Genomic DNA, 21,083 nt, shown 5'->3' on the forward strand with positions numbered 1-21,083 from the left:
TCTCTTTCTTCCTTATAGGATATTTTCATATTCATCGCGGACAGATTGAGGCCAGACACTGGTTTGGACTTCACCGATATGTTTCTTACGAAGCAAGAACATAGCCAAACGAGATTGTCCGATCCCTCCACCAATTGTAAGTGGGAAAAGACCATTTAACAAAGCTTTGTGCCACTCTAATTGGAGACGATCCTCGTCCCCTGTGATCGCAACTTGACGGCGAAGCGTATCTTCATCGACACGGATCCCCATTGAAGACAACTCAAAGGCGGAACCTAGAACGTCATTCCAGACGAGGATATCGCCATTCAAGCCCTTGTAGCCATTTTCAGACTCTGTTGTCCAGTCATCGTAGTCAGGTGCACGTCCATCGTGTGGTTTGCCATCCGCAAGCTCTCCACCAATCCCGATCAAGAAAACGGCTCCGAATTCTTTGGCAATAGCATTTTCACGCTCTTTTGGAGTTAAATCTGGATAGCGTTCCACCAATTCTTCTGTGTGAACGAAGGTAATTTGTTTTGGAAGAACTGACTCAATATCATAGCGCGCTTCTACTGCTAGTTCTGTTAAACGAATCGCCTTGTAGATCTTTTCAACCGTTTCTTTGAGGTAGGCGATGTTGCGTTGACCATTGGGGATGACCTTTTCCCAGTCCCATTGGTCTACATAAACAGAGTGGATAGCGTCTAGCGAATCTTCATCTGGACGAAGGGCCTTCATATGGACAAAGAGACCTTCTCCTTCGCCAAAACCAAAACGTGCCAAGGTATGGCGTTTCCATTTTGCAAGTGAATGCACGACTTCATAAGTCTCATCAGGAATTTGAAGGACCTTGACAGATACCGGATGTTCAATCCCAGAAAGGTTATCCTGCATCCCGTCTCCGACCTTGCTCAAAATTGGCCCTTGGACTTCAATGATGTCCAATTTATCTTTTAAATATTGTGTGAACGTCGTTTTAACAAACGAAATTTCTTTTTGTTGGTGTATAAAACTTTTTTTCATATAGTTCCTCATTTATAGACATTTTAGAAATGATTATACTCTTTTTTCAATCAAAATCAAGTCTTTTCATTCGTTTTCAACTGAATTTTTCTCTTGCAAAAAGGATTCATTTTTGATAAACTGTATGTAACTTTTAAAACGTTACATAGGAGAAGCGACATGTTTGATGCAAAAAAACTAAAAGAACGACGCCTAGAAAAAGGCTTGACCCAAGCTGATGTCTACGAGGATCTCAAGATTTCTCGCAAGACTTACTCCAGTTGGGAGAATGGCTTAGCAGAGCCACACGAAAAAAATCTCAGGAGGTTGGCCAAGCGCCTCTCCGTTAAAGAGGACTACTTTATTAACAAAGACTCCGCACTCTACACCTACCCTTTATTAACCCCACCTCATCAAAAGAAAGTCGACCAGTTGGCCAGCCAGTTATTCGAACAGCAGCAAAAAGTTGTTTCCTTGACAGCTTATAAGGTTCTTTCTATTGAGCTAGCAGCCGGTTTGGGACATACCTTTTATGACAACGAAACGGACTATGAAACTGTCTATTTTGACCAAGAGATCCAACACGACTTTGCCTCTTGGGTATCCGGAGATTCGATGGAACCTCTCTATCCCAATGGCTCTGTTGCCCTCATGAAGCAGACTGGGTTTGACTACGATGGTGCTGTCTATGCCCTCATCTGGAACGGGAAGACCTATATCAAGAAAGTCTATCGGGAAGCGGAAGGCTTGCGCTTAGAATCCATCAACCCTGACTACGATGATTTATTTGCTCCCTATGAAGACGAGCCCAAAATCGTCGGCATTGTGGTCGGGCATTTTCTTCCACTCGAGGTTTAAATATGCTATTTGATTATTCACGTGAGCCTCATGCTGATATTGCTTTTGTGGATATGAAAAGTTTTTATGCTAGCTGTGAATGTGTCCGTCTGGGGCTCAACCCCTTGACGACTTCCCTTTGCGTCATGAGTCGGAGCGACAATTCTGCTGGCCTGATTTTGGCGAGCTCTCCCGTTTTTAAACAAGTCTTTGGCAAGAAGAATGTCAGCCGTAGCTACGACCTACCTTTTGACCTCAAAACCAGAAAATTTAATAGCTACGTCGCCAAAAAGCAAGGATTGCCAATAGATCCAACCTTTGTTTCCTACATTGAATCCTGGGCCAAGAGGACCCTGATTGTGCCTCCACGGATGAATGCTTACATTCAGGTCAATATGGAGATTCAAAAAATCTTTCAGGAATTTGCGGCACCAGATGATATTTTCCCTTACTCGATTGACGAAGGCTTTATCGATCTGACCTCTTCCTTAAATTATTTTATTCCAGATCCCTCCCTCTCTCGAAAGGAAAAACTGGATCTCCTTTCTGCCAGGATCCAAAAAAGGATCTGGCAGGAAACTGGCATCTACTCTACCATCGGCCTCAGCAACGCCAATCCCCTTCTTGCCAAGCTAGCCTTGGACAATGAAGCTAAGCATTGCCGAAATATGCGTTCCAATTGGTCTTATGAAGATGTAGAAAGTAAGGTCTGGAAACTGCCCCAGCTCACTGATTTTTGGGGCATTGGACGTCGTACTGAAAAGCGATTGCAAAAGATCGGGATCACGTCGATTGCCGAACTGGCTCAAGCTCACCCCGATCTCTTAAAGAAAGAATTTGGAGTCATGGGCCTTCAACTGTGGTTCCATGCTCATGGCATTGATGAAAGCAATGTCCACAAGCCTTATCATCCGAAGTCACGAGGTATTGGTAATTCTCAAATCTTGCCCTATGACTACCATCTACAAGCTGATATTGAACTGGTGTTTCGGGAGATGGCTGAACAGGTGGCTATTCGCTTGCGACGGAAAAAAAAGAAGACCCAACTGGTCTCCATTCATGCCTCCTACTCCAAAATCGAGGGGCTTCCGTCCATTCACTGCCAGCAAAAGATTGAGCCTACCCAATCCACCAAGGTTTTATCCGATACGGTTCTGCGGCTCTTTCGCTCCAAGTACGAAGGAGGCGCCATTCGGCAGATTGGTGTTTTTTATGGAGAACTTGTCGAGGAGTCTCTTCAACTCCTTTCTCTCTTCGATGACCCAGTAGCCTTGGAAAAAGAGGAGAAACTCCAGCAGACCATTGACCGCATTCGGGATCAATTTGGCTTTACCTCTCTTCAGAAAGGATCCTCACTACTAGAAAACTCACGCGCCATTGCACGCAGTAAATTAACAGGCGGACATTCCGCAGGAGGCTTAGATGGATTAACATGATCGACCGTTCTTATCTCCCTTATCAATCCGCCCGCGAATTTCAAGATCGTGGCATGGCCAAATGGGCTGGCTTCTTTTTATCCGAGCACACAACTGCCCTGCATACAAAAGAAATTGACCGCAGTCAGCTCACAATTCTTCCACTTGCTGAGCAGATCCAGCTCCTGGAGCAGGCCTTTCAACAACAAACGACGATCTCGATCACAATTCTAGAGGGGAATCAATTTGCAACCTACACAGGTTCGATTCACACCTTATCTGCTTCTGAGCTTCTTCTCAAAAGCGATGGCCACTACCACCGTCTCCTCGTAGACTCTATCATTTTTATTGAATCTGAGGAAACACCCTATGAAACCTATTCAGACTAAACACGAATTACAATTTGATTATTTTTCGGAGAATTACCACCAATTTGAGATGGACTTTTACAAGTGGGCCGCTACTTCTACGCCGCTCGTCTTTTTAGAAGATGATATTCTCCACTCTATGGCAGCAGGCCAGCGAAACTACTTTCGTCTTCACCACACCAAAAGTCGGGATCATCGAGACCATTATTTCTATTTTAAGGTTTCCACACTCTCCCAATCACCCCTGACCCGTATTTACGCTTATACAGGACATCACTTACAAAAGATAGATCCTCATCAGACAGAGAAAAAGGATAGCTTGATCTGAGAAGCTATCCTTTTTCTTAATTTATGGGATTCACTACAGTCCTTACGAGTGATTAGAATCCATCTACGTTTGTGTAGATTTTTTGTACGTCCTCGTCGTCTTCAAGAACGCTGTAAAGTTTTTCAAATGTTTCCAAATCTTCACCTGACAACTCAACTTCTGATTGAGGAATCATTTCCAATTCTGTTACTTGGAATTCTTCGACACCTGATTCACGCAAAGCAACGATTGCTTTGTGAAGATCAGTTGGAGCAGTGTAGACTGTGATCGTTCCTTCTTCTGCTTCGACATCATCTACATCCACATCTGCTTCAAGCAAAAGCTCAAAGATGGCATCGGCATCATCACCAGCAAAGACGATAACACCTTTGTTGTCAAAGAGATAAGATACAGAACCTGAAGCTCCCATGTTACCACCGTTTTTACCAAAGGCAGCACGGACATTGGCAGCTGTACGGTTGACGTTTGACGTCAAGGTATCAACGATCAACATCGAACCATTTGGCCCAAACCCTTCGTAACGTCCTTCTGTAAAGGTTTCGTCTGTATTTCCTTTTGCCTTATCGATCGCTTTATCAATAACGTGTTTTGGCACTTGCGCTTGTTTAGCACGGTCAATAACGAATCTCAAAGCAGTATTTAGTTCTGGATCTGGTTCACCCTTTTTAGCAGCTACATAGATCTCCACACCAAATTTGGCATACACTTTTGAGTTGGCACCATCTTTGGCAGTTTTCTTGGCAACAATATTGGCCCATTTACGTCCCATGAGGATTCTCCTTAAATTTTTTCAAATTATTTTCAATCTTTAACATTATATCACAAATCATCGAAGTTAGACTAGATTTTTCTATTTTTAGAAAGGGGATTTTATAGGAATTTTCTTCGAGTTGGGAATTTTAAATAGCTATCCTAACTATCAAAAAGATCCTCTTTTAAAGACTTAATAATGATCTTTAAAAGAGAGAAGAGCGACACCTGACTCATCTAGCATATAAATCAGGCGATTCTCTGCATCAATCCGTCTTGACCATGCTCCTTGAAAGTCATATTTCAAGGGCTCAGGCTTACCAATCCCTGCAAATGGGTCCCTTTGGATCTCTTTGATAAGGGTATTGATTCGCTTCAGTGTTTTTTTGTCCTGACTTTGCCAGTAACAATAATCCTTCCAGGCATCTTCTGTAAACTTGAGTAACATCCGTTACCCCTCAATCTCATGGAGTTGAACCTGACCAGCTCGGACTTCTGCCATGCCCCGCAAGACCTTATCTGACAATTCCTTGTTCTGAGCTAGTCTCAGGGTTTCTTGTAGGCTGTCCCACTCGCTCTTAGAGATGACCACAATATCTTCGTCTGGATTCTTATTCACGACCGTCAAAGGCTCAAACTCATCATTCACCTTCTTCATATAATCCTTCAAATGATTGCGGAATGTTGAATAAACGACTGCTTCCATGACCATACCTCATTCTACCTCTTTTCTATTATTATACATGAAAAAGAAAAACTCGTCAGGAACTTGTACAAGTTTTTCCCTCTTCACTTAATTATTCGTAAAAAGTTTCTAAATTTGGTAAAAAAATCTACTGTCTAAAGGAATTTTTAGACAGTAGATAAACACTATTTCCTTACATCATAAACTTCTTGCCTTACGTGAATGTGGACAGAGAAAATTTACGTCAGACTGTTTATTCTTCCACTCTCACTGGCACCCGACCCCAGATCTGATCTCGCAATTGGGGATGGCCTAGCTGATACACCTGATCCGCTTGCTGGGTCAAACTATCCCAAGGTTCCTTACCGATTCGAGTCACGATTCCTACTGATTTTTTCAAGCCTTTGAGATGAGCTTGTCCCTTTGCGGAAAATCCTAAGACATGAATGGCGTCGGGAAGAGCTTGATCCATCGCCCCTACCAAGATGTAGGTCAAGATGCGGCGGACACGAGCTTTGGTATAGCGCTTGGTTGCGACTTTCTCCACCAACTCTTCCACAGAGCTAGCACCTCGAACCGCATCCTTTATCCGATTGGCCACTTCTTCATTGACTTGAAAAATCTGTGTCAGATCTGGATGGGTTAGGATTTGATAACGGAGCAGTTGGTCATAATTCTCCCAAGACACCTGTGGAGCCGACTGAAAGAGTTGACTATTGGGCATGAATTTAGCGACAAAGTCCTGATCTTCCTTGTGTAGGCGTAGACTAGTCGCAGAAGCATAGGCCACTTCTTTTTCCTCTGAATGGTAGCCTGCTCCCTGGCGCTGGACGGACTTGAGCGCAATTCCCTTCCCAGCACAAGCCTTGGCATAGGCCAAACCCAGGATATGATTGGGAGTATCTCCTGTGAACTCCACTCCAGCAAAGGTTTCCCACATTTTTTGGGTCTTTTGTGGATAGGATAAATCGTCAGGAAGGCTTCGCAAGAAAGCTTCCATTTCCGCCTCATTCTCCGAGTAGACTGTCGCAATCGCTTGGTAATCTAAGACTTCTTCTGTCCCAAAGGTCAATTGGTCGATTCCTAGACGGGATAAGATTTCTACCGCTCCCTTAGCAAAATGATCCGCCGATTGAACAGCCACGAGAAAGGGGAGCTCGACCACCAGATCCGCTCCATTTTCCAAAGCCATCTGAGCCCGTGTCCACTTGTCTACAATGGCAGGCCCGCCACGTTGAACAAAATTCCCAGACATGACCACAATCTTCACCCCTTCTGCCTGTTCCAGCAGGTACTTGTGTCCATTGTGAAAAGGATTAAATTCTGCAATAATTCCTGTAACTGTCATGCTGCCCTACTTCTGTGCTACAAAAAACCAACGTTTGCTGGTCTTTGTTGGCTCTTTGTCCTCAAAGTCTGCATACAATTTGAAAGATTTAAAGCCAGCCTGCTCCAATAAGATGTCATATGTTAAAACTTCATAGGTGCGTTCCTCATGAACTTCATCGTGGCGACTAAAGCTGCCATCCTCTTCTTGGACAAAGAAGGTCAGCTCATGGACGATCGAGTGAGGGGCTGCATCCTCATAGGTATCCCAGAGCATGGCAAAGTCTTCGGCATTCTCGTGGTAGGAATAGCCTGGGAAAACCTCATCCGTCTGATAGGTCGAATGGACATCAAAGATAAAAACTCCGTCCTCATTGAGGGCATTATACACTTCTTTAAAGACATCCCCTACTTCTACCTCGTCCTGCATGTAGCAGATAGAATCCGAGTAGCAGGTTACAAAGTCATAAGTTCCTGCTTGCGACAGGTCCAGCATATTGCCCTCGATAAAATCAATCTTTTGCTTGGCTGAAGCAGCTCTTTTTTCAGCAATTTTCAGCATGTCAGCACTCAGGTCTAACCCTGTCACATCAAACCCAGCTTGAGAAAAGCGGACAGACTGAATCCCTGTCCCACAAGCCAATTCTAGCAATTTTTTCCGGTCCTTGCTTTTAGGGAGATGCCGGAGAGAAAAATCCGTCCACAAATCATACAGACTATCATCCATGACCGCATCGTAGACCGCCGCAAACGTTTCATAAGTCGCCATAAATCAAGATACAAAGAGCGTTAAAAGCATAGAGAAAATAGGAAACTTTCTGCCGTATCCTCAGATACAAAGGAAGTTTATCTTTTTCTCACAGCTTTTAGCTCGTGTTCAGTTATCAAATTAACTAAACACGGGGCCCCATCCTTTCTTTCCATAGAATTTCAATTTAACCAACAAAACTCAGTTGCTACCAACTGAGTTCACCTGCTTATGCTAGGGCTGCTGAAAGATCGACAGCACTTGCTTCGTGCCATAGCTTTTCTAGGTTATAGTGGGCACGCATTTCTTCTGAAAAGACATGGACCACCACACCACCTAAGTCAAGAAGGACCCAACCTCCAGCTGAGTCACCTTCGACATGGCTGGCATTGCCACCAGCTTCAACGACTTTCTCACGAATATTTTCAGCGATTGCTTCCAACTGACGGCTATTCATAGAGCTTGCGATGACAAAGTAATCTGTCACGCTGGTTAAGCTTTGAACATCCAAAGCCACAATGTCTTCTGCACGTTTTTCATCGGCAGCTTTAACAACAAGTTCAAGTAATTCTTTTTCTTTCATTTAGTCCTCTTTCCTTAAAAAATTGATTTGTAATCTAAGACATCCGCAAAACGTTCTGCCCAAATATTTTCATAAAATTCATTAAGCGTTTCTGCCGGAATATCCTCTCCATCAAAGGTTGTGACAACTCCTTCTGGAATGACCAGCTTGTAGCCGTATTCAAACCCTACTTTGACGGATGTATCGACACAATATTCTGTCTGCATACCACACAGGACCAGTTGTTCAATCCCTTGTTGATCCAAGTATTCTTTTAATCCTGTCTCTTTAAATATGCTATTGTATCGCTTCTGAAATACCTTTTCATCTGCCTTCCTCTTCAACAGGGGCGATAATTGCCAATCTTCCGAGGTTAAAGCCTCTGGCGTTTCAATATGCTGCATGTAGATAATTTCAATCTGCTGTTTTCTAGCCTGATCTTGCAAATAAGCAATCTTCTCCAGAAGCTTTTCTGTCTCAAAGCCTGTTTCCACTAAGATATTTTGTACGTCAATAATGATAAAAGCTGTCTTCACTCACTGCTCCTCTTTCAAATACTTCACAAATGCATTATAGGTTTCAAGGGTTTGGGGATAAATGGGCAATCCTTGGTGAGCCAGGTGTTCGACTGTGCGAGCCGTCTCATAAGCCACAGCACGATCCAAGGAGACTTGGGCGATGTCACGTGCTTGCTCTACCCCCGGAAAAGCCCGGTTGTGCTCAATGTAATCAGCCACATAGACAATCTTGTCTAAGGTTGACATCTGATCACTCCCCACGGTGTGAATCTCAATACTGCGAAGAATGGCTGGATCTGTCAGTCCGAGGTCTTCTTGGATCTTGTAAATCCCGACCATCCCATGCCAGACATTGTTCCCCCAGTTTTTTAATGCTGGATCCAGCTCATAGCGATCGATCAAGTCCAAAAATTCCTGATCTGATAATTTCTTGGCGTAGTCATGTAACAAACCTGCTAGACCAGCCTGCTCTTCATCTGCCCCATAGCGTTTGGCCAAGTCACGCGCAGCCTTCTCAACCCCTAAACAGTGGGTTAGCCGCTTTTCTGGCAGGATTTGACGCATTTTTTCAAGCAAGAACTCACGAGAAAAGCCTAGATAGTTTTCATAGGTCATTGATACAATCCTTCTTTCTTGATGTAGTCCAAGACTGGTTTTGGCAACATAAAATTCGGCGTCCGACCCTTGGCTACAAAATCACGCACCATATTAGAGGAGATGTCCATTAGAGGAACATCCACCCAGATCACCGGATAAGAAGTCCCTGCCTTATAGCGTGGTCGCTGTACCCCGACAAATTGTACAATCTCCACCAATTCATCGATGCGGTGCCATTTTGGTAAATAATCCACCATATCTGCACCAATAATGAAGTAATAATCTGTGTCTGGATCGCGTTCATTGAGCAAGAGCATGGTGTCATAGGTATAGGAAATGCCTTTCCGTTCGAGCTCGATCGTCTCGATTTCCAGACCTTCAATGCCTTCAATGGCTAATTCCAGCATCTTAAGGCGATGATGCTCTGCAATCGTCCCCTTGGCATCGACATGCGGCGGCTCATACTCAGGCATCAAGAGCACCTTATCTAACCCTAATTGTTGGCGCACTTGATCCGCAACGACCAAATGGGCATTGTGGACCGGATTGAAATTTCCACCCAAAATACCAACTTGTTTGCGTTTCTTGTCTTTGATCTCTGGCTCTAACTCTACCTTGGTAAAGGGAGTCAATAGTTCAATTGCCATAGGTTTGCTCTCCTTGATGTCCTAAATTTCTTTTACCTTCGCTGAAATTTTACGATTTTCTTTTTTGCTTGATTGTTTGAACAAGATGAGAATCCGACCAATCTTTTGGACAGTTTCCACACCGATTTCCTCTTCCAAGATTTCTGCTACTTCATGGATGTTCTCATCCGTATTTTGAAGAAGGGTCACCTTGATCAGTTCGCGCGCATCTAGCGCTTGGCGCACACTGGTTTTGATTTGGTCATTGAGCCCATTTTTCCCAATTTGGATAATGGGTTTGAGGCTGTGGGCTTGGCTATTGAGGAAAGCCCGTTGTTTGGATGTTAATGTCATATTTTTACTTCCTTTTTTTGATCGTTATTTTAAGTGGTAGGGACGGCCGGAACTAATTTTTCAAAGATCTCATCTTTGAAAAATGGATTTCCTCACCTCAAAATGGAGCCTTAGTCTCCATTTTGCCCTTGCCAATCTCACGATTGGCAACTACACCACGGCAATAACGATCTCTTTATGAGCTCACTTTGTTCGCTCTTCAGATATATTTCTTCCTGTTTTTTTAAATAATAGCTTTGCGGGTAACGACGGCGACGCCTTCTGGTGCCCATATGGCTACTTTGGCTTCGCCATTGACGCGGATCCAGCCGAGTCCTGAGATGACCAGGTCTGTCTTATCCTTGATGGTAAACTCATGAGAAACCAAGGGTGGGAATTCTTCTTTTTCCTTGCTGTTAGGAGGAGTTAGTAAGCCACCGACATGCTTGTCATAAAAGGCGGTCGCTCCTTCTAGCTTGGTTCGGTGAAGCTTGAGTTCGTTGTCAAAGAAGGCGGTGAAACCTTGCTTTTCTCCCTTAATAAAGTCAAAACGTCCCAGACCACCCAAGAAGAGGGTTTGCTCTGGATTGAGCTGATAAGTCTTAGGCTTGATTTCCTTTTTAGGGCTGACATACTTGAGATTTTTTGCTGTCAAGTAATGGGCCATCTGGTGGCGATGAATAATCCCTGGTGTATCGTAGATGTAGGATCCATCGTCCAGTGGGATTTCGATCTTGTCCAGTGTCGTTCCTGGGAAGCGAGAGGTTGTAATGATATCCTTGTCTCCAGTGATTTCTTGGATGATCGCATTGATGAGGGTTGATTTTCCAACGTTGGTCACACCCACCACATAGACGTCACGGCCTTTGCGGTACTGCTCGATCTTTTCCATCAAGTCCTTGATAGCACTCTTATTTTGAGCAGAGGTGAGAACCACATCGACAGGACGCATGCCTTCTTCGTGGGCCCGCTCCATCAACCAATGGGTCACCTTGCTATCCTTGACAGACTTGGGTAAGATATCCTTTTTATTTCCAACCAAAAGCACATCATTTCCTGCTACAAAACGAGGTAAGCCAGGAATGACGGAGCCATTAAAGTCAAAAATATCCACTACATTGACCACGAGAGCATCACTATCTCCTACCTCGTGAAGGAGTTTTAGGAAATCATCATCTGTCAGATGCACATCAGTGATTTCATTGTAGTGACGCAGACGGAAACAGCGTTGGCAATAGACTTCGCCTGTTTCCAAGCCCTTTTCAAGAGCTGATTGGGGAGTATAGCCTAGCCCCTCTTTGTTTTCTGTCTGAATGGGGGCTCCACAGCCAATACAGAATAATTCTTCCATTCTTAAATTCCTTTTTTGTATACAATCGGACCATATTTTTCGGCCATTTGCTTCATCACACGGCGTTCACGCGCCCGGTTGATCTGCGTCTTGATCGAGTCATGCTCGACTAAAGGCTTGACCAAAATCGAACGAATGCCTGCACGATGGGCAGCCCGGATATCCGTCATCAGTTGATCCCCGACCATGACCACTTCATTTTTCTCATAGTGGAAACGTTTGAGGGCACGATCAATCCCAAAAGTAAAGGGCTTGAGCGACCAGGCTTCATAGTCAATATCAAATTTCTCAACAGCGCGCTTGACCCGTTTGGGACTATTATTAGACACCACGATAACCCGAATCCCTCCATCACGAAGGTCATGCAACCACTGGCGCATTTCGGGAGTCCCATCCGGATTATTCCAAGCAATCAAGGTATTATCCAAATCCACAAGGACGGCCTTGATGCCCTGTTTTTTTAAGTCTGCAACGGTGAGATCATAGGCTGCTCCCACCGCAAAATCTGGTTTGTAATTTTCGATTGACACGTTTTTCTCCATTTTTTATACTCCTTTCATTGTAGCATAAAAAGGCCCATTTTGCACCCGCTTCACGACTAAAACAGCGACAGACTCCAATCAGGTCGCTTTCACTACTCAAAAAATAGACAAAATCCTTACAAAGTTCCAAAAACATGGTATAGTAGAAGAAAAAGAACTCGGAATTTTTTATGAAACAAACAAGCTTAAAAGAGGTATCTCCTCTTCTCCAGCGCATCATCAATTGGTCATCCATCATTGGGGCCCTCGCAACCCTTGCATTCTGTATCTGGGCCTACTTTTCTGGAATCCTTCAATCCAAAGAAACCTTGTCAGCTTTTATTTTGCAAGCCGGAATCTTCGGGCCACCGCTCTTTATCTTTCTTCAGATCCTTCAAACAGTGGTCCCTATTATTCCTGGCGCCCTGACATCTGTCGCTGGTGTCTTTATCTATGGCCATATTATCGGGACCATTTACAATTACATCGGAATTGTCATTGGCTGTGCCATTATCTTTCACCTTGCGAGAATGTACGGGCCTAAGTTCGTCCAATCCATGGTCAGTCAGAAGACTTACGACAAGTATATTAACTGGCTCAATGAAGGCAAGCGGTTCGATCGCTTCTTTATCTTCATGATGATCTGGCCAGTTAGTCCTGCCGACTTCATCTGTATGCTGGCAGGTCTGACCAATATGACCTTCAAACGCTACATGACTATCATCATCCTCTGCAAACCTATCACCCTTGTCATCTACACCTATGGCCTGACCTATATCATCGATTATTTCTGGCAAATGGTCTAAAGCATAACACCACTTCCTAATTGACTAGGAGGTGGTGTTTTTGTAGTTCTATGAATAGTCTGTTACTCTCTATTTCGCAACCCAACCAATCGCATCTGCAGGAGGATTGTCCACATCAATCCAGATGAAATCAATGCCGATTTCACCGTTTTTGTATTTGGAAAGACGAATACCATTGATTTCTAGCTGAGACAGTTTCTTACCCGTTAAGATCTCTCTATCTTTTAGCTGAAAGACCCCACGAAGAATCCAATTACCAAGAATTTCTTGCTTATCAGTTGATTGAATGGCCTTCCCAGCTTCTTGGTTGATATAGGCCGTAATCACATCACCTGATGATAAAAATCGTAGTTTAAAGGTCCGTTCTTCTTTTTGGAGCACAAGTTTACTTGTATCTGGCTCAAACCTTCCAATATCTTTACCAAAAAAGTCCGGACGCTCCTCATGAAAATGTTTGGAGTCTGGAAGAGGAATATACACTTCACTGACTGGACGATACACCAGCTGTTCAATTTCTTTGATTAGTTTTTCATTCCCCGTCTCGTGTACAAAGCGAATCAAGTCCTCGCGAATAGATTTCATCTGGGCTTTTTCTTCCTTGGTAGACCATTTTTTCAAGAGGATTTCTTCTAAAGAAAAAGTCACAAAAGCTAGTTCTTCTGGAGCCAGACTGTCTTTAAATTTTTCCTGAATCTTTAAAATCCGTGGCAAGCGGTCCTTCTTGGCCAACTTTGATCCACCATTAAAGGCATTAAAGCCAGAATTTTCTTCTACATTTCCATGCTTGTCTGTGATCACCCAAGAAACGGTTTCAAGAATTTCCGAATCACTTTTTTCTGAGGTCAATAAGTGAAGGTGTTCAAAAAGATAAAAGGGATCCTCGACATAATTCACATCCCAAGTATCAACCACAATCTCCCTATTCCTAAAGGTCATATGGAGCTGACTATCTGCAGCCGTGTATTTGTAGTCATGCTGGCCGTCCGTAAAACGGAAATTTGTCGGATTGTTCTTGGTTGTTGATCCTAAAATTTTGAGATGGTCCAGATCAACGGGCAAATAAGTCGTCTCTCCTACATGGATCTGAGGCTTGTGTCCCTTCGAGGTCGGCATCAAGACATGATAGACGGCTTCTACATGACCAGCATCAGAATGAAATCCTTTTATGAGTGCTTTAGATGATTCAATCCGTTGATTTCGCAAGGTCGCAATCTCACGGGCCAGTTTTTCATAGCGGGCATCATTTTCTTTATCAGCTGTTTCCTTGTCCGGTGAAATATCAGCATGAAATCGAATTTCACTCAACAACTCATTCCAAGACTGTGAATCTTTCTTGAACTGAGCAATTTTTTGATCCCCTGAGTCCAAACCAAAGGATTTAATCCCAACCAAATATTTATGTTGCTCGTCAACGACCAGCGAAGCATCATAAGAGGTGTTGGCAATATCCTCCCCAACCGCATGAAAAGCTTTTTGGAAAACAGTCTCTTGGAATTTTGAATTGACAATCGGAGCAACGTAGTTTTCTCGATCATTAGAATCTTCGGCTTCTGCCTTTTGAGAAAAGGCCTCACTCAGACTAGCAAAATTGGTAATGAGCGTCTTGTATTTTTCCTTTTGTTCTTGTTTTAGGTGTTCCCACATCATTCAATCCTCACTTCTTATTTAAGTATATCAAAAGAAGACTAGTTTTTCACTAGTCCCCTTACTTATATAATTCGTTAAATAATGCTGTAAAACTCTAAATTCCCACGTTTTTTTACCAATCTGAAATAATCTTCGTCGGATAAAATCGCAAGCCCATCCTCATAGGAAGCAATCTTCTTCTCTGCTTCCTCATAAGTAGAGACAAAATCTTTCACATAAGACTGGCCTTCAAACTGACCATTCATCTTGGTGTAGATGATGGCAAATTTTCCTGAGCGATCCAGTTGAGACGGCCCTTGACTTTCATTCAAAGCTTTGGCAACATTTTCCGCGATACGTTTAATCACGGGAACAACTACGCTATTTCCAGCTTGTTTGTAGAGCTGACCATTGGAAACCCCTTCTGGGATTTTAAAGGACTTAGGATACCCTTGGACATTAAAGGTTTCTTTGGGAGTCAACTTCCGAATCTCGCCACTATCTGTCAAAATCAATGGAACGTTATGTCCACCTGTTCCCATATTGGCTGTCAAGGTAGGTACGACACCGTTTTTGTTTTCACGGACATATTGGCGACGCCATTGGTAGACCGTATCTTGACTAGTCACTTCAAACTTCAACTGATCGTAGAAATTCTGCTTGCCTTCACGATAGTAGTAAATCTCATCAAGCTTATCGCCGAAGTTAATGACGTCTTGAAGAGAAGTCGTGAGCTTGATTTCCTCTGGAAATTCAAACAAGTCATAAGCTTCCTTTGTATCAAAACCGACAATGTAAATACGCTCACGGTTTTGTGGGATATTTCCATAGTCTTTCCCGTTGAGAACCTTCCACTTGATGAAGTAGTTGTTCTCGGTCAAGGCTTCACGAATAACTTTGAAGGTATTGCCATGGTCATGACCGACCATGTTCTTGACGTTTTCGATGAAGATGGCACGAGGTTTACGCCCCTCAATCATGCGAAGCAACTCAAAGAAAAGATCGCCACGATCATCATCAAAGCCCTTGCGGTAACCCGCAATGCTAAAGGCCTGACAAGGGAAACCTCCCATAATCACATCCACGCGCTCAGCCGGAATATCCTCTGGCTGAACATCGTGAATATCGCGATCATCCAAATAGGTATCTGGATGGTTTAACTGATAAGTCTGACGCGCATACTTATCAAACTCATTGGCATACACCACTCTGAACTCGTTGGTCTGTTCAAATCCCAACTCAATTCCCCCAACACCTGAGAAGAAAGCTGCAATATTGTACTTCTCAGATCGGTTCGAACTTACAGAATTTGTCATGTAGTAACCTGCTTTCTAAAAATATATAACTAAATAGTATAACAGCTTATATAAAAACAACATTATGAAATTCTTCTACCAACACAACCCCAAGTAAAAATTTCTTTTCCAATGGCGGTCCATTTTGAATCGACAAATGTATCTTTTACAAAGTTTTCAAATATGAAAATTAAATCATCACAGTTCCCTAAACTCTTATCAGGAAGGTATCCAATGACTTTTTTCAACAAATCACATCGACTAATAATAACTTTTGAAATATATAAACTTTTTAAAGTTTCACTTACTTTAAATGATTCAACACAATCTTTCCAACAAGCATTATATTCATCAGTATATGTTTTATTGGCTTGGTAGATACCCTTTTTCATATCAAAGTAAAAATACAAATTTGATCTTTCCTCATACAATCTATTTAAAAACTTTATAGTATTTTGTGCATTAATTTCTCTACTATCATATATTTCTTCAATGAGTTTTAACGGAATTAAGTTCTCGGCTTCATGGACACCCTGCTCAGCTAATGAAATACATTCAAAAAACTTTCTATCTTTTGAGGCTATTATCTCTAGTACAGCTTTTAACGTTCCACCTATTGTATCCCCGGGATATTTTTGGTCGCCATCAAATATACCGAGTAATAATCTATTTTCTTGCTTAATTAACCCATCAAGAATAGTAGCAGAATTTTGTCCACCTCCGGGGACTATATCAAACGAAAGGTGATAATTAATTCTATTTTTAGAGGCAAAATACAATCCAATATAGTGATAAAAATCAAAGTCGGTCGAATCTTCAACTAAAAGTTGTGTTTTCGATGAAAACTCATTTTTAAGAATATCTGATACTGTAATAATATGACAATTATCACATTCGATACTATTATTAGCAACAATTGTATAGTATCTACTTACAACTTTTTTTAATTCTTTTGTTTCGTGACTTTTTCTTCTTAGATAAGCAAATAACCTCTGAGCATTAACCTCAAGAAGTGTACAGTTTTTTAAGTAATCTAGCACATCACGATCTGCAATAATTACGTTTAATCCTTTTCTCCTATTTGTCGCTAAACTATTTAGCATAGAACATACGTCTGGATCTTCCTCTGCTAATAATTGCAGACAACTTTTATGAATTTCAAATATCATTTTAGAGATAATTCCCCTCATCAAAGAATCCAATAGGCCAGTTTTTAAGAAATCCTTCCTTATCATATGATGCGGACTCAACGATTGTTTCCATTTTCCCATTCCTCTTTGAAAAAATTTGTATGTTTACATCTTTGTTTCCTATTTTTTTATTGTAGATTAAGTCTCCAATTTTGTTAATAATTGTTTCACTGTGAGTTTCAATAATAAATCGGAAATTATGATTAGCCAAACTACATATCGCTGAAATCAGCTTACTTTGTAGTTTTGGATGTAAATGAAGCTCTGGCTGTTCAATAATAATTGTAGTAGGGTATCTCAATAAATATAATCTTTTCTTCGGATTATTAGCAATAAACCAAAGTTGAGTTACAATTGGAAGGATTTGACTATAGCCAAATCCAGTATCAGACAGGTTATAACGGTTTTGATCACCACTTTTTCTAATATAAATAGACACATATCCTTTATTAATACCATCGTAACCTATTACATCTTTTTCTACTTGGAAGCCTAAAAATACATTTGTCCATTTCTGAAATTGTTGAAACATTTCATTATCAAGATTATACAAAAAGTCAACAAGATTCCCACCACTAGAGTCTACTTCTTCAATTGATAAATTTCTTAGCCTATAATATCTTTCAGCAGTAGCTCTAATAGGAGCAATATAAACAGACTTATTAAAATAGGACGTGATATAGTTATCAGAAATCTTCAGAATTATCTCCAAAAATTTAATCAGTAGTATATCTTTATAAATTATTAACTCGTTTTTTGATAATTCCTTAACATTTATAATTTCAAACTCGTCATTATCATGGTTTACTTTAAATAACTTTTCCAAATCTCTTTTTATAATATCATGATATTCCCAAAAGGTCGGTATATCATCACTGTTTATTTCATTAATTATGTCTCCTAATTCTTTTTCGAGAATCTCTTCTGAATCAAGTAAATTATTTAGTTGAAAAACACTATCTAATCTATGTATATATCCATTATCTGAAGTAAGTAATCCATATTCTCTATCACCTATATTTATTTTCTTACTTTGCACATCAATCGTTATGTCTTCACCCAATATAGAAATAGTTACTCTTGAAATTCTCTCTAATTCATTACTTTTATTTTTTTCTAAACAAATTGAAATAGTTGTTTTGTTGAATTTAGGTACTTTTTCAAAAAAGGATCGTTTGTTTAATTTGTAAAAACGAGCGTATTTTATTATTTCGTTCTTAGAAACGTCAAATGAAAATGAAAATTCCATTTTATCGTGTCCCTTTTGATTATTAACCGCTGTATCAAAATCACCAAAATCTACGTCGTTTTGATCATAACCACTCCAAAACAAAACACCTCGAATCTTTCTATTAATAGTTTGTTTTAATAAAGGAAAAAAACGTAGAAAAGTACTTTTACCCGAGCTATTAGACCCCAAAATAATATTTAATGGTTTAATTTCAATATCCCCAGTATCTACAAGGCTTCTTAAATTCTTAAGTCTAATCGAATCCATATATCCGCTCCACTTCTTTTGTTCAGTTATAGAAATTAAATCACTTCCACACTACTTAACCAACTTCTTCATCTCATCAATACGTGCAACAGTCGCATCGTACTTCGCTTGGTAGTCGGCTTGTTTGTCGCGTTCTTTTTGGACGACTTCTGGTTTGGCATTGGCTACGAAGCGTTCGTTAGAGAGCTTCTTACCGACCATATCCAGTTCTTTTTGCCATTTGGCCAATTCTTTTTCAAGACGGGCCAATTCTTCTTCGACATTGAGAAGGTCAGCGAGTGGCAAGTAGATTTCTGCGCCTGTGATGATGCTTGACATAACCAAGTCAGGTACTTCGACATCTGCTGCAATTTCCAAGTGTTCTGGGTTTGTGAAGCGTTTGATGTAGTTGACATTATCATTGAAGAAGGCATCGAGCCTGCTGTCGCTTGTCTTGATCAAGATAGTGATTGGTTTACTTGGCGCTACATTCACTTCTGCACGTGAGTTACGAACGGAGCGAATCACATCTTTAAGAGCTTCAACGCCGGCTGCTGCTTCTTCGTTTTCAAACTCTGGACGAACCACTGGGTATTCCGCAGTCACGATTGTTCCTTCAGAGATTTGACCGTAGATTTCCTCAGTCACGAATGGCATGATTGGGTGAAGGAGACGCAAGATTTGATCCAAGGTGTAAAGAAGAACCGAACGAGTAATGACTTTTTCGTCCTCATTGTCGCTGTATAGCACTTCCTTAGTCAACTCAACATACCAGTCCGCAAACTCATCCCAGATGAAGTTGTAGAGGATGTGACCAGCCACACCGAATTCAAACTTGTCAAAGTTTTCAGTGACTTTTCCAATAGTTTCGTTGAGGTTGTGAAGAATCCAACGGTCTGTCACGTTACCTGCTTGACTAGCAGACACTTTAGCTACATTTTCACGCGCCACATCCAAGGTCAATCCTTCATTATTCATGAGGATGTAACGAGAGATGTTCCAAATCTTGTTAATGAAGTTCCAAGACGCATCCATTTTCTCATAAGAGAAACGCACGTCTTGACCTGGTGCAGAACCGTTTGAAAGGAACCAACGAAGGGCATCAGCACCGTATTTCTCAATAACATCCATTGGGTCAATCCCGTTACCGAGTGACTTAGACATCTTGCGTCCTTGCTCGTCACGAATGAGACCGTGAATCAGAACGTTTTGGAATGGTTGGCGTCCTGTGAATTCCAATGATTGGAAGATCATACGAGATACCCAGAAGAAGATGATGTCGTAACCTGTAACCAAGGTTGAAGTTGGGAAGTAACGTTTGAAGTCTTCTGAGTCGACATCCGGCCAGCCCATAGTTGAGAATGGCCAGAGGGCAGAACTGAACCAAGTATCCAAGACATCTTCGTCTTGTTTCCATCCGTCGCCTTCTGGTGCTTCTTCGCCGACGTACATTTCACCCTCAGCATTGTACCAGGCAGGGATTTGGTGACCCCACCAGAGCTGACGAGAAATAACCCAATCGTGGACATTTTCCATCCATTGAAGGAAGGTATCATTGAAACGAGGTGGGTAGAATTCTACCTTGTCCTCTGTATCTTGGTTGGCAATAGCATTTTTAGCCAATTGGTCCATCTTCACAAACCATTGTGTAGACAAGCGTGGCTCAACCATAACTCCAGTACGCTCTGAGTGACCAACTGAGTGGGTCATCTTCTCAATCTTAACAAGCGCACCGATTTCTTCTAACTTCTTGATAACAGCCTTACGAGCTTCAAAGCGGTCCATGCCATTGAATTCACCAGCCAATTCATTCATGGTACCATCATCGTTCATAACGTTGACTTGCGGAAGATTATGACGTTGACCAACCAAGAAGTCATTAGGGTCGTGGGCAGGAGTGATTTTCACCACACCAGTACCGAATTCAGGGTCTGCGTGTTCGTCCCCAACAATTGGGATTGGCTTGTTCAAGATTGGCAAGATAACATTTTTACCAATCAAATCTTTATAACGGTCATCATTTGGGTTAACCGCTACGGCTGTATCCCCAAACATGGTTTCAGGACGTGTTGTTGCCACTTCAAGGGCACGTGAACCGTCTTCCAACATGTAGTTCATGTGGTAGAAGGCACCTTCCACATCCTTGTGAATAACCTCGATATCAGAAAGGGCTGTACGAGCTTTTGGATCCCAGTTGATGATAAATTCACCACGGTAAATCCAGCCCTTCTTGTAAAGCTCTACAAAGACCTTACGAACAGCTTTTGATAGACCTTCGTCAAGGGTGAAACGCTCACGAGAATAGTCTACAGAGAGCCCCATCTTGCCCCATTGTTGCTTGATAGTAGTGGCATATTCGTCTTTCCATTCCCAGACTTTCTCAAGGAATTTTTCACGACCAAGGTCATAACGAGAGATGCCATCCTCAGCCAAACGGGCTTCCACTTTAGCTTGAGTGGCAATCCCAGCATGGTCCATACCAGGAAGCCAAAGCGTATCAAAGCCTTGCATGCGTTTTTGACGGATAATGATATCTTGCAAAGTTGTATCCCAAGCGTGACCAAGGTGGAGTTTCCCAGTTACGTTTGGTGGTGGAATGACGATAGAGTAAGGCTTAGCCTTTTTATCGCCTGAAGGCTTGAAAACATCTTCGTCAAGCCATTTTTGGTAACGACCAGCCTCAACCTCAGCTGGATTGTATTTAGGTGAAAGTTCTTTAGACATGTGTGTGTCCTTTCTA

23 protein-coding genes are annotated in these 21,083 nt (G+C 41.9%); 5 read left to right on the forward strand and 18 right to left on the reverse strand.

Annotation, left to right across the window (positions count from 1 at the left end; translation table 11 throughout):
* Window positions 1-12: 12 nt before the first annotated feature.
* Window positions 13-1,005, reverse strand: a complete 993-nt coding sequence (gene asnA / locus O3605_RS09645; protein WP_003005888.1) for an aspartate--ammonia ligase — start codon at window positions 1,003-1,005, stop codon at window positions 13-15.
* 159 nt (window positions 1,006-1,164) lie between these two features.
* On the opposite strand from asnA, the gene O3605_RS09650 reads away from it, so the two are divergent.
* Genes O3605_RS09650 through O3605_RS09665 form a run of 4 tightly spaced genes read left to right on the forward strand, consistent with a single transcriptional unit; the run spans window position 1,165 to window position 3,932 of the window.
* On the forward strand, window positions 1,165-1,842 hold the full coding sequence (locus O3605_RS09650; RefSeq protein WP_003011690.1) for a helix-turn-helix domain-containing protein: 678 nt from the start codon (window positions 1,165-1,167) through the stop codon (window positions 1,840-1,842).
* A 2-nt stretch (window positions 1,843-1,844) separates the two neighbouring features.
* Window positions 1,845-3,257, forward strand: coding sequence for a Y-family DNA polymerase (locus O3605_RS09655; RefSeq protein ID WP_371586050.1), 1,413 nt, complete (start codon window positions 1,845-1,847; stop codon window positions 3,255-3,257).
* A complete protein-coding gene (locus tag O3605_RS09660; RefSeq protein ID WP_004219869.1) occupies window positions 3,254-3,625 on the forward strand; it encodes a hypothetical protein in 372 nt (123 codons plus the stop codon). Before O3605_RS09655 ends, O3605_RS09660 begins: the two co-directional genes overlap by 4 nt.
* Entirely contained in the window at window positions 3,606-3,932 is a 327-nt protein-coding gene (locus O3605_RS09665) for a DUF5960 family protein (RefSeq protein WP_003005875.1), read from the forward strand. Before O3605_RS09660 ends, O3605_RS09665 begins: the two co-directional genes overlap by 20 nt.
* 52 nt (window positions 3,933-3,984) lie before the next feature.
* Here O3605_RS09665 and O3605_RS09670 read toward each other — a convergent pair whose 3' ends face one another.
* From O3605_RS09670 to O3605_RS09725, 12 genes are all read right to left on the reverse strand, one after another.
* Window positions 3,985-4,701: a YebC/PmpR family DNA-binding transcriptional regulator gene (locus O3605_RS09670; protein WP_003005873.1), complete on the reverse strand. Its 717-nt coding sequence runs from the start codon at window positions 4,699-4,701 to the stop codon at window positions 3,985-3,987.
* 174 nt (window positions 4,702-4,875) lie between these two features.
* Window positions 4,876-5,130 (reverse strand): Txe/YoeB family addiction module toxin, encoded by a 255-nt coding sequence (locus tag O3605_RS09675; protein WP_049498334.1) that lies wholly within the window; start codon window positions 5,128-5,130, stop codon window positions 4,876-4,878.
* 3 nt (window positions 5,131-5,133) lie between these two features.
* Window positions 5,134-5,388 carry a type II toxin-antitoxin system Phd/YefM family antitoxin gene (locus O3605_RS09680; protein ID WP_003014291.1) on the reverse strand — a complete coding sequence of 85 codons (255 nt, stop codon included), beginning with the start codon at window positions 5,386-5,388 and terminating at the stop codon, window positions 5,134-5,136.
* Between the two features lie 232 nt (window positions 5,389-5,620).
* Entirely contained in the window at window positions 5,621-6,715 is a 1,095-nt protein-coding gene (locus O3605_RS09685) for a nucleotidyltransferase (protein ID WP_049498333.1), read from the reverse strand.
* 6 nt (window positions 6,716-6,721) lie between these two features.
* The gene (locus O3605_RS09690) at window positions 6,722-7,462 is read right to left on the reverse strand and encodes a class I SAM-dependent DNA methyltransferase (RefSeq protein ID WP_049488931.1); all 741 of its coding nucleotides are present in this window, start codon (window positions 7,460-7,462) and stop codon (window positions 6,722-6,724) included.
* Window positions 7,463-7,670: 208 nt separating this feature from the next.
* Window positions 7,671-8,024 carry a ribosome silencing factor gene (gene rsfS, locus O3605_RS09695; protein ID WP_003014310.1) on the reverse strand — a complete coding sequence of 118 codons (354 nt, stop codon included), beginning with the start codon at window positions 8,022-8,024 and terminating at the stop codon, window positions 7,671-7,673.
* 14 nt (window positions 8,025-8,038) lie between these two features.
* A complete protein-coding gene (locus O3605_RS09700; RefSeq protein WP_371586053.1) occupies window positions 8,039-8,539 on the reverse strand; it encodes a cysteine hydrolase family protein in 501 nt (166 codons plus the stop codon).
* Entirely contained in the window at window positions 8,540-9,136 is a 597-nt protein-coding gene (gene yqeK / locus O3605_RS09705; RefSeq protein ID WP_371586055.1) for a bis(5'-nucleosyl)-tetraphosphatase (symmetrical) YqeK, read from the reverse strand.
* Window positions 9,133-9,765, reverse strand: coding sequence for a nicotinate-nucleotide adenylyltransferase (locus tag O3605_RS09710; protein ID WP_371586057.1), 633 nt, complete (start codon window positions 9,763-9,765; stop codon window positions 9,133-9,135). Before O3605_RS09710 ends, yqeK begins: the two co-directional genes overlap by 4 nt.
* A gap of 21 nt (window positions 9,766-9,786) precedes the next feature.
* The gene (yhbY, locus tag O3605_RS09715; RefSeq protein WP_003005853.1) at window positions 9,787-10,098 is read right to left on the reverse strand and encodes a ribosome assembly RNA-binding protein YhbY; all 312 of its coding nucleotides are present in this window, start codon (window positions 10,096-10,098) and stop codon (window positions 9,787-9,789) included.
* Window positions 10,099-10,321: 223 nt separating this feature from the next.
* Window positions 10,322-11,428, reverse strand: a complete 1,107-nt coding sequence (gene yqeH / locus O3605_RS09720) for a ribosome biogenesis GTPase YqeH (protein WP_371586059.1) — start codon at window positions 11,426-11,428, stop codon at window positions 10,322-10,324.
* A 2-nt stretch (window positions 11,429-11,430) separates the two neighbouring features.
* The gene (locus tag O3605_RS09725) at window positions 11,431-11,958 is read right to left on the reverse strand and encodes a YqeG family HAD IIIA-type phosphatase (protein WP_371586065.1); all 528 of its coding nucleotides are present in this window, start codon (window positions 11,956-11,958) and stop codon (window positions 11,431-11,433) included.
* A 182-nt stretch (window positions 11,959-12,140) separates the two neighbouring features.
* On the opposite strand from O3605_RS09725, the gene O3605_RS09730 reads away from it, so the two are divergent.
* The gene (locus O3605_RS09730; protein WP_070586381.1) at window positions 12,141-12,755 is read left to right on the forward strand and encodes a TVP38/TMEM64 family protein; all 615 of its coding nucleotides are present in this window, start codon (window positions 12,141-12,143) and stop codon (window positions 12,753-12,755) included.
* A 69-nt stretch (window positions 12,756-12,824) separates the two neighbouring features.
* On the opposite strand, the gene O3605_RS09735 is transcribed toward O3605_RS09730, so the two are convergent.
* The 5 genes from O3605_RS09735 to O3605_RS09755 form a co-directional block, all read right to left on the reverse strand.
* Window positions 12,825-14,399, reverse strand: a complete 1,575-nt coding sequence (locus tag O3605_RS09735; protein WP_070586585.1) for a hypothetical protein — start codon at window positions 14,397-14,399, stop codon at window positions 12,825-12,827.
* Window positions 14,400-14,476: 77 nt separating this feature from the next.
* Window positions 14,477-15,697 (reverse strand): DNA cytosine methyltransferase, encoded by a 1,221-nt coding sequence (locus tag O3605_RS09740; protein WP_070586380.1) that lies wholly within the window; start codon window positions 15,695-15,697, stop codon window positions 14,477-14,479.
* 62 nt (window positions 15,698-15,759) lie between these two features.
* Window positions 15,760-16,947: a hypothetical protein gene (locus O3605_RS09745; RefSeq protein WP_371586067.1), complete on the reverse strand. Its 1,188-nt coding sequence runs from the start codon at window positions 16,945-16,947 to the stop codon at window positions 15,760-15,762.
* Window positions 16,847-18,364, reverse strand: coding sequence for an AAA family ATPase (locus O3605_RS09750; RefSeq protein WP_070586378.1), 1,518 nt, complete (start codon window positions 18,362-18,364; stop codon window positions 16,847-16,849). The genes O3605_RS09745 and O3605_RS09750 overlap by 101 nt, the downstream gene beginning before the upstream one ends.
* A 51-nt stretch (window positions 18,365-18,415) precedes the next feature.
* Window positions 18,416-21,067: a valine--tRNA ligase gene (locus O3605_RS09755; RefSeq protein ID WP_049498325.1), complete on the reverse strand. Its 2,652-nt coding sequence runs from the start codon at window positions 21,065-21,067 to the stop codon at window positions 18,416-18,418.
* Between the last annotated feature and the right edge of the window lie 16 nt (window positions 21,068-21,083).

This window comes from Streptococcus sp. 27098_8_99, from assembly GCF_041431935.1.
Lineage (GTDB): Bacteria > Bacillota > Bacilli > Lactobacillales > Streptococcaceae > Streptococcus > Streptococcus parasanguinis_D.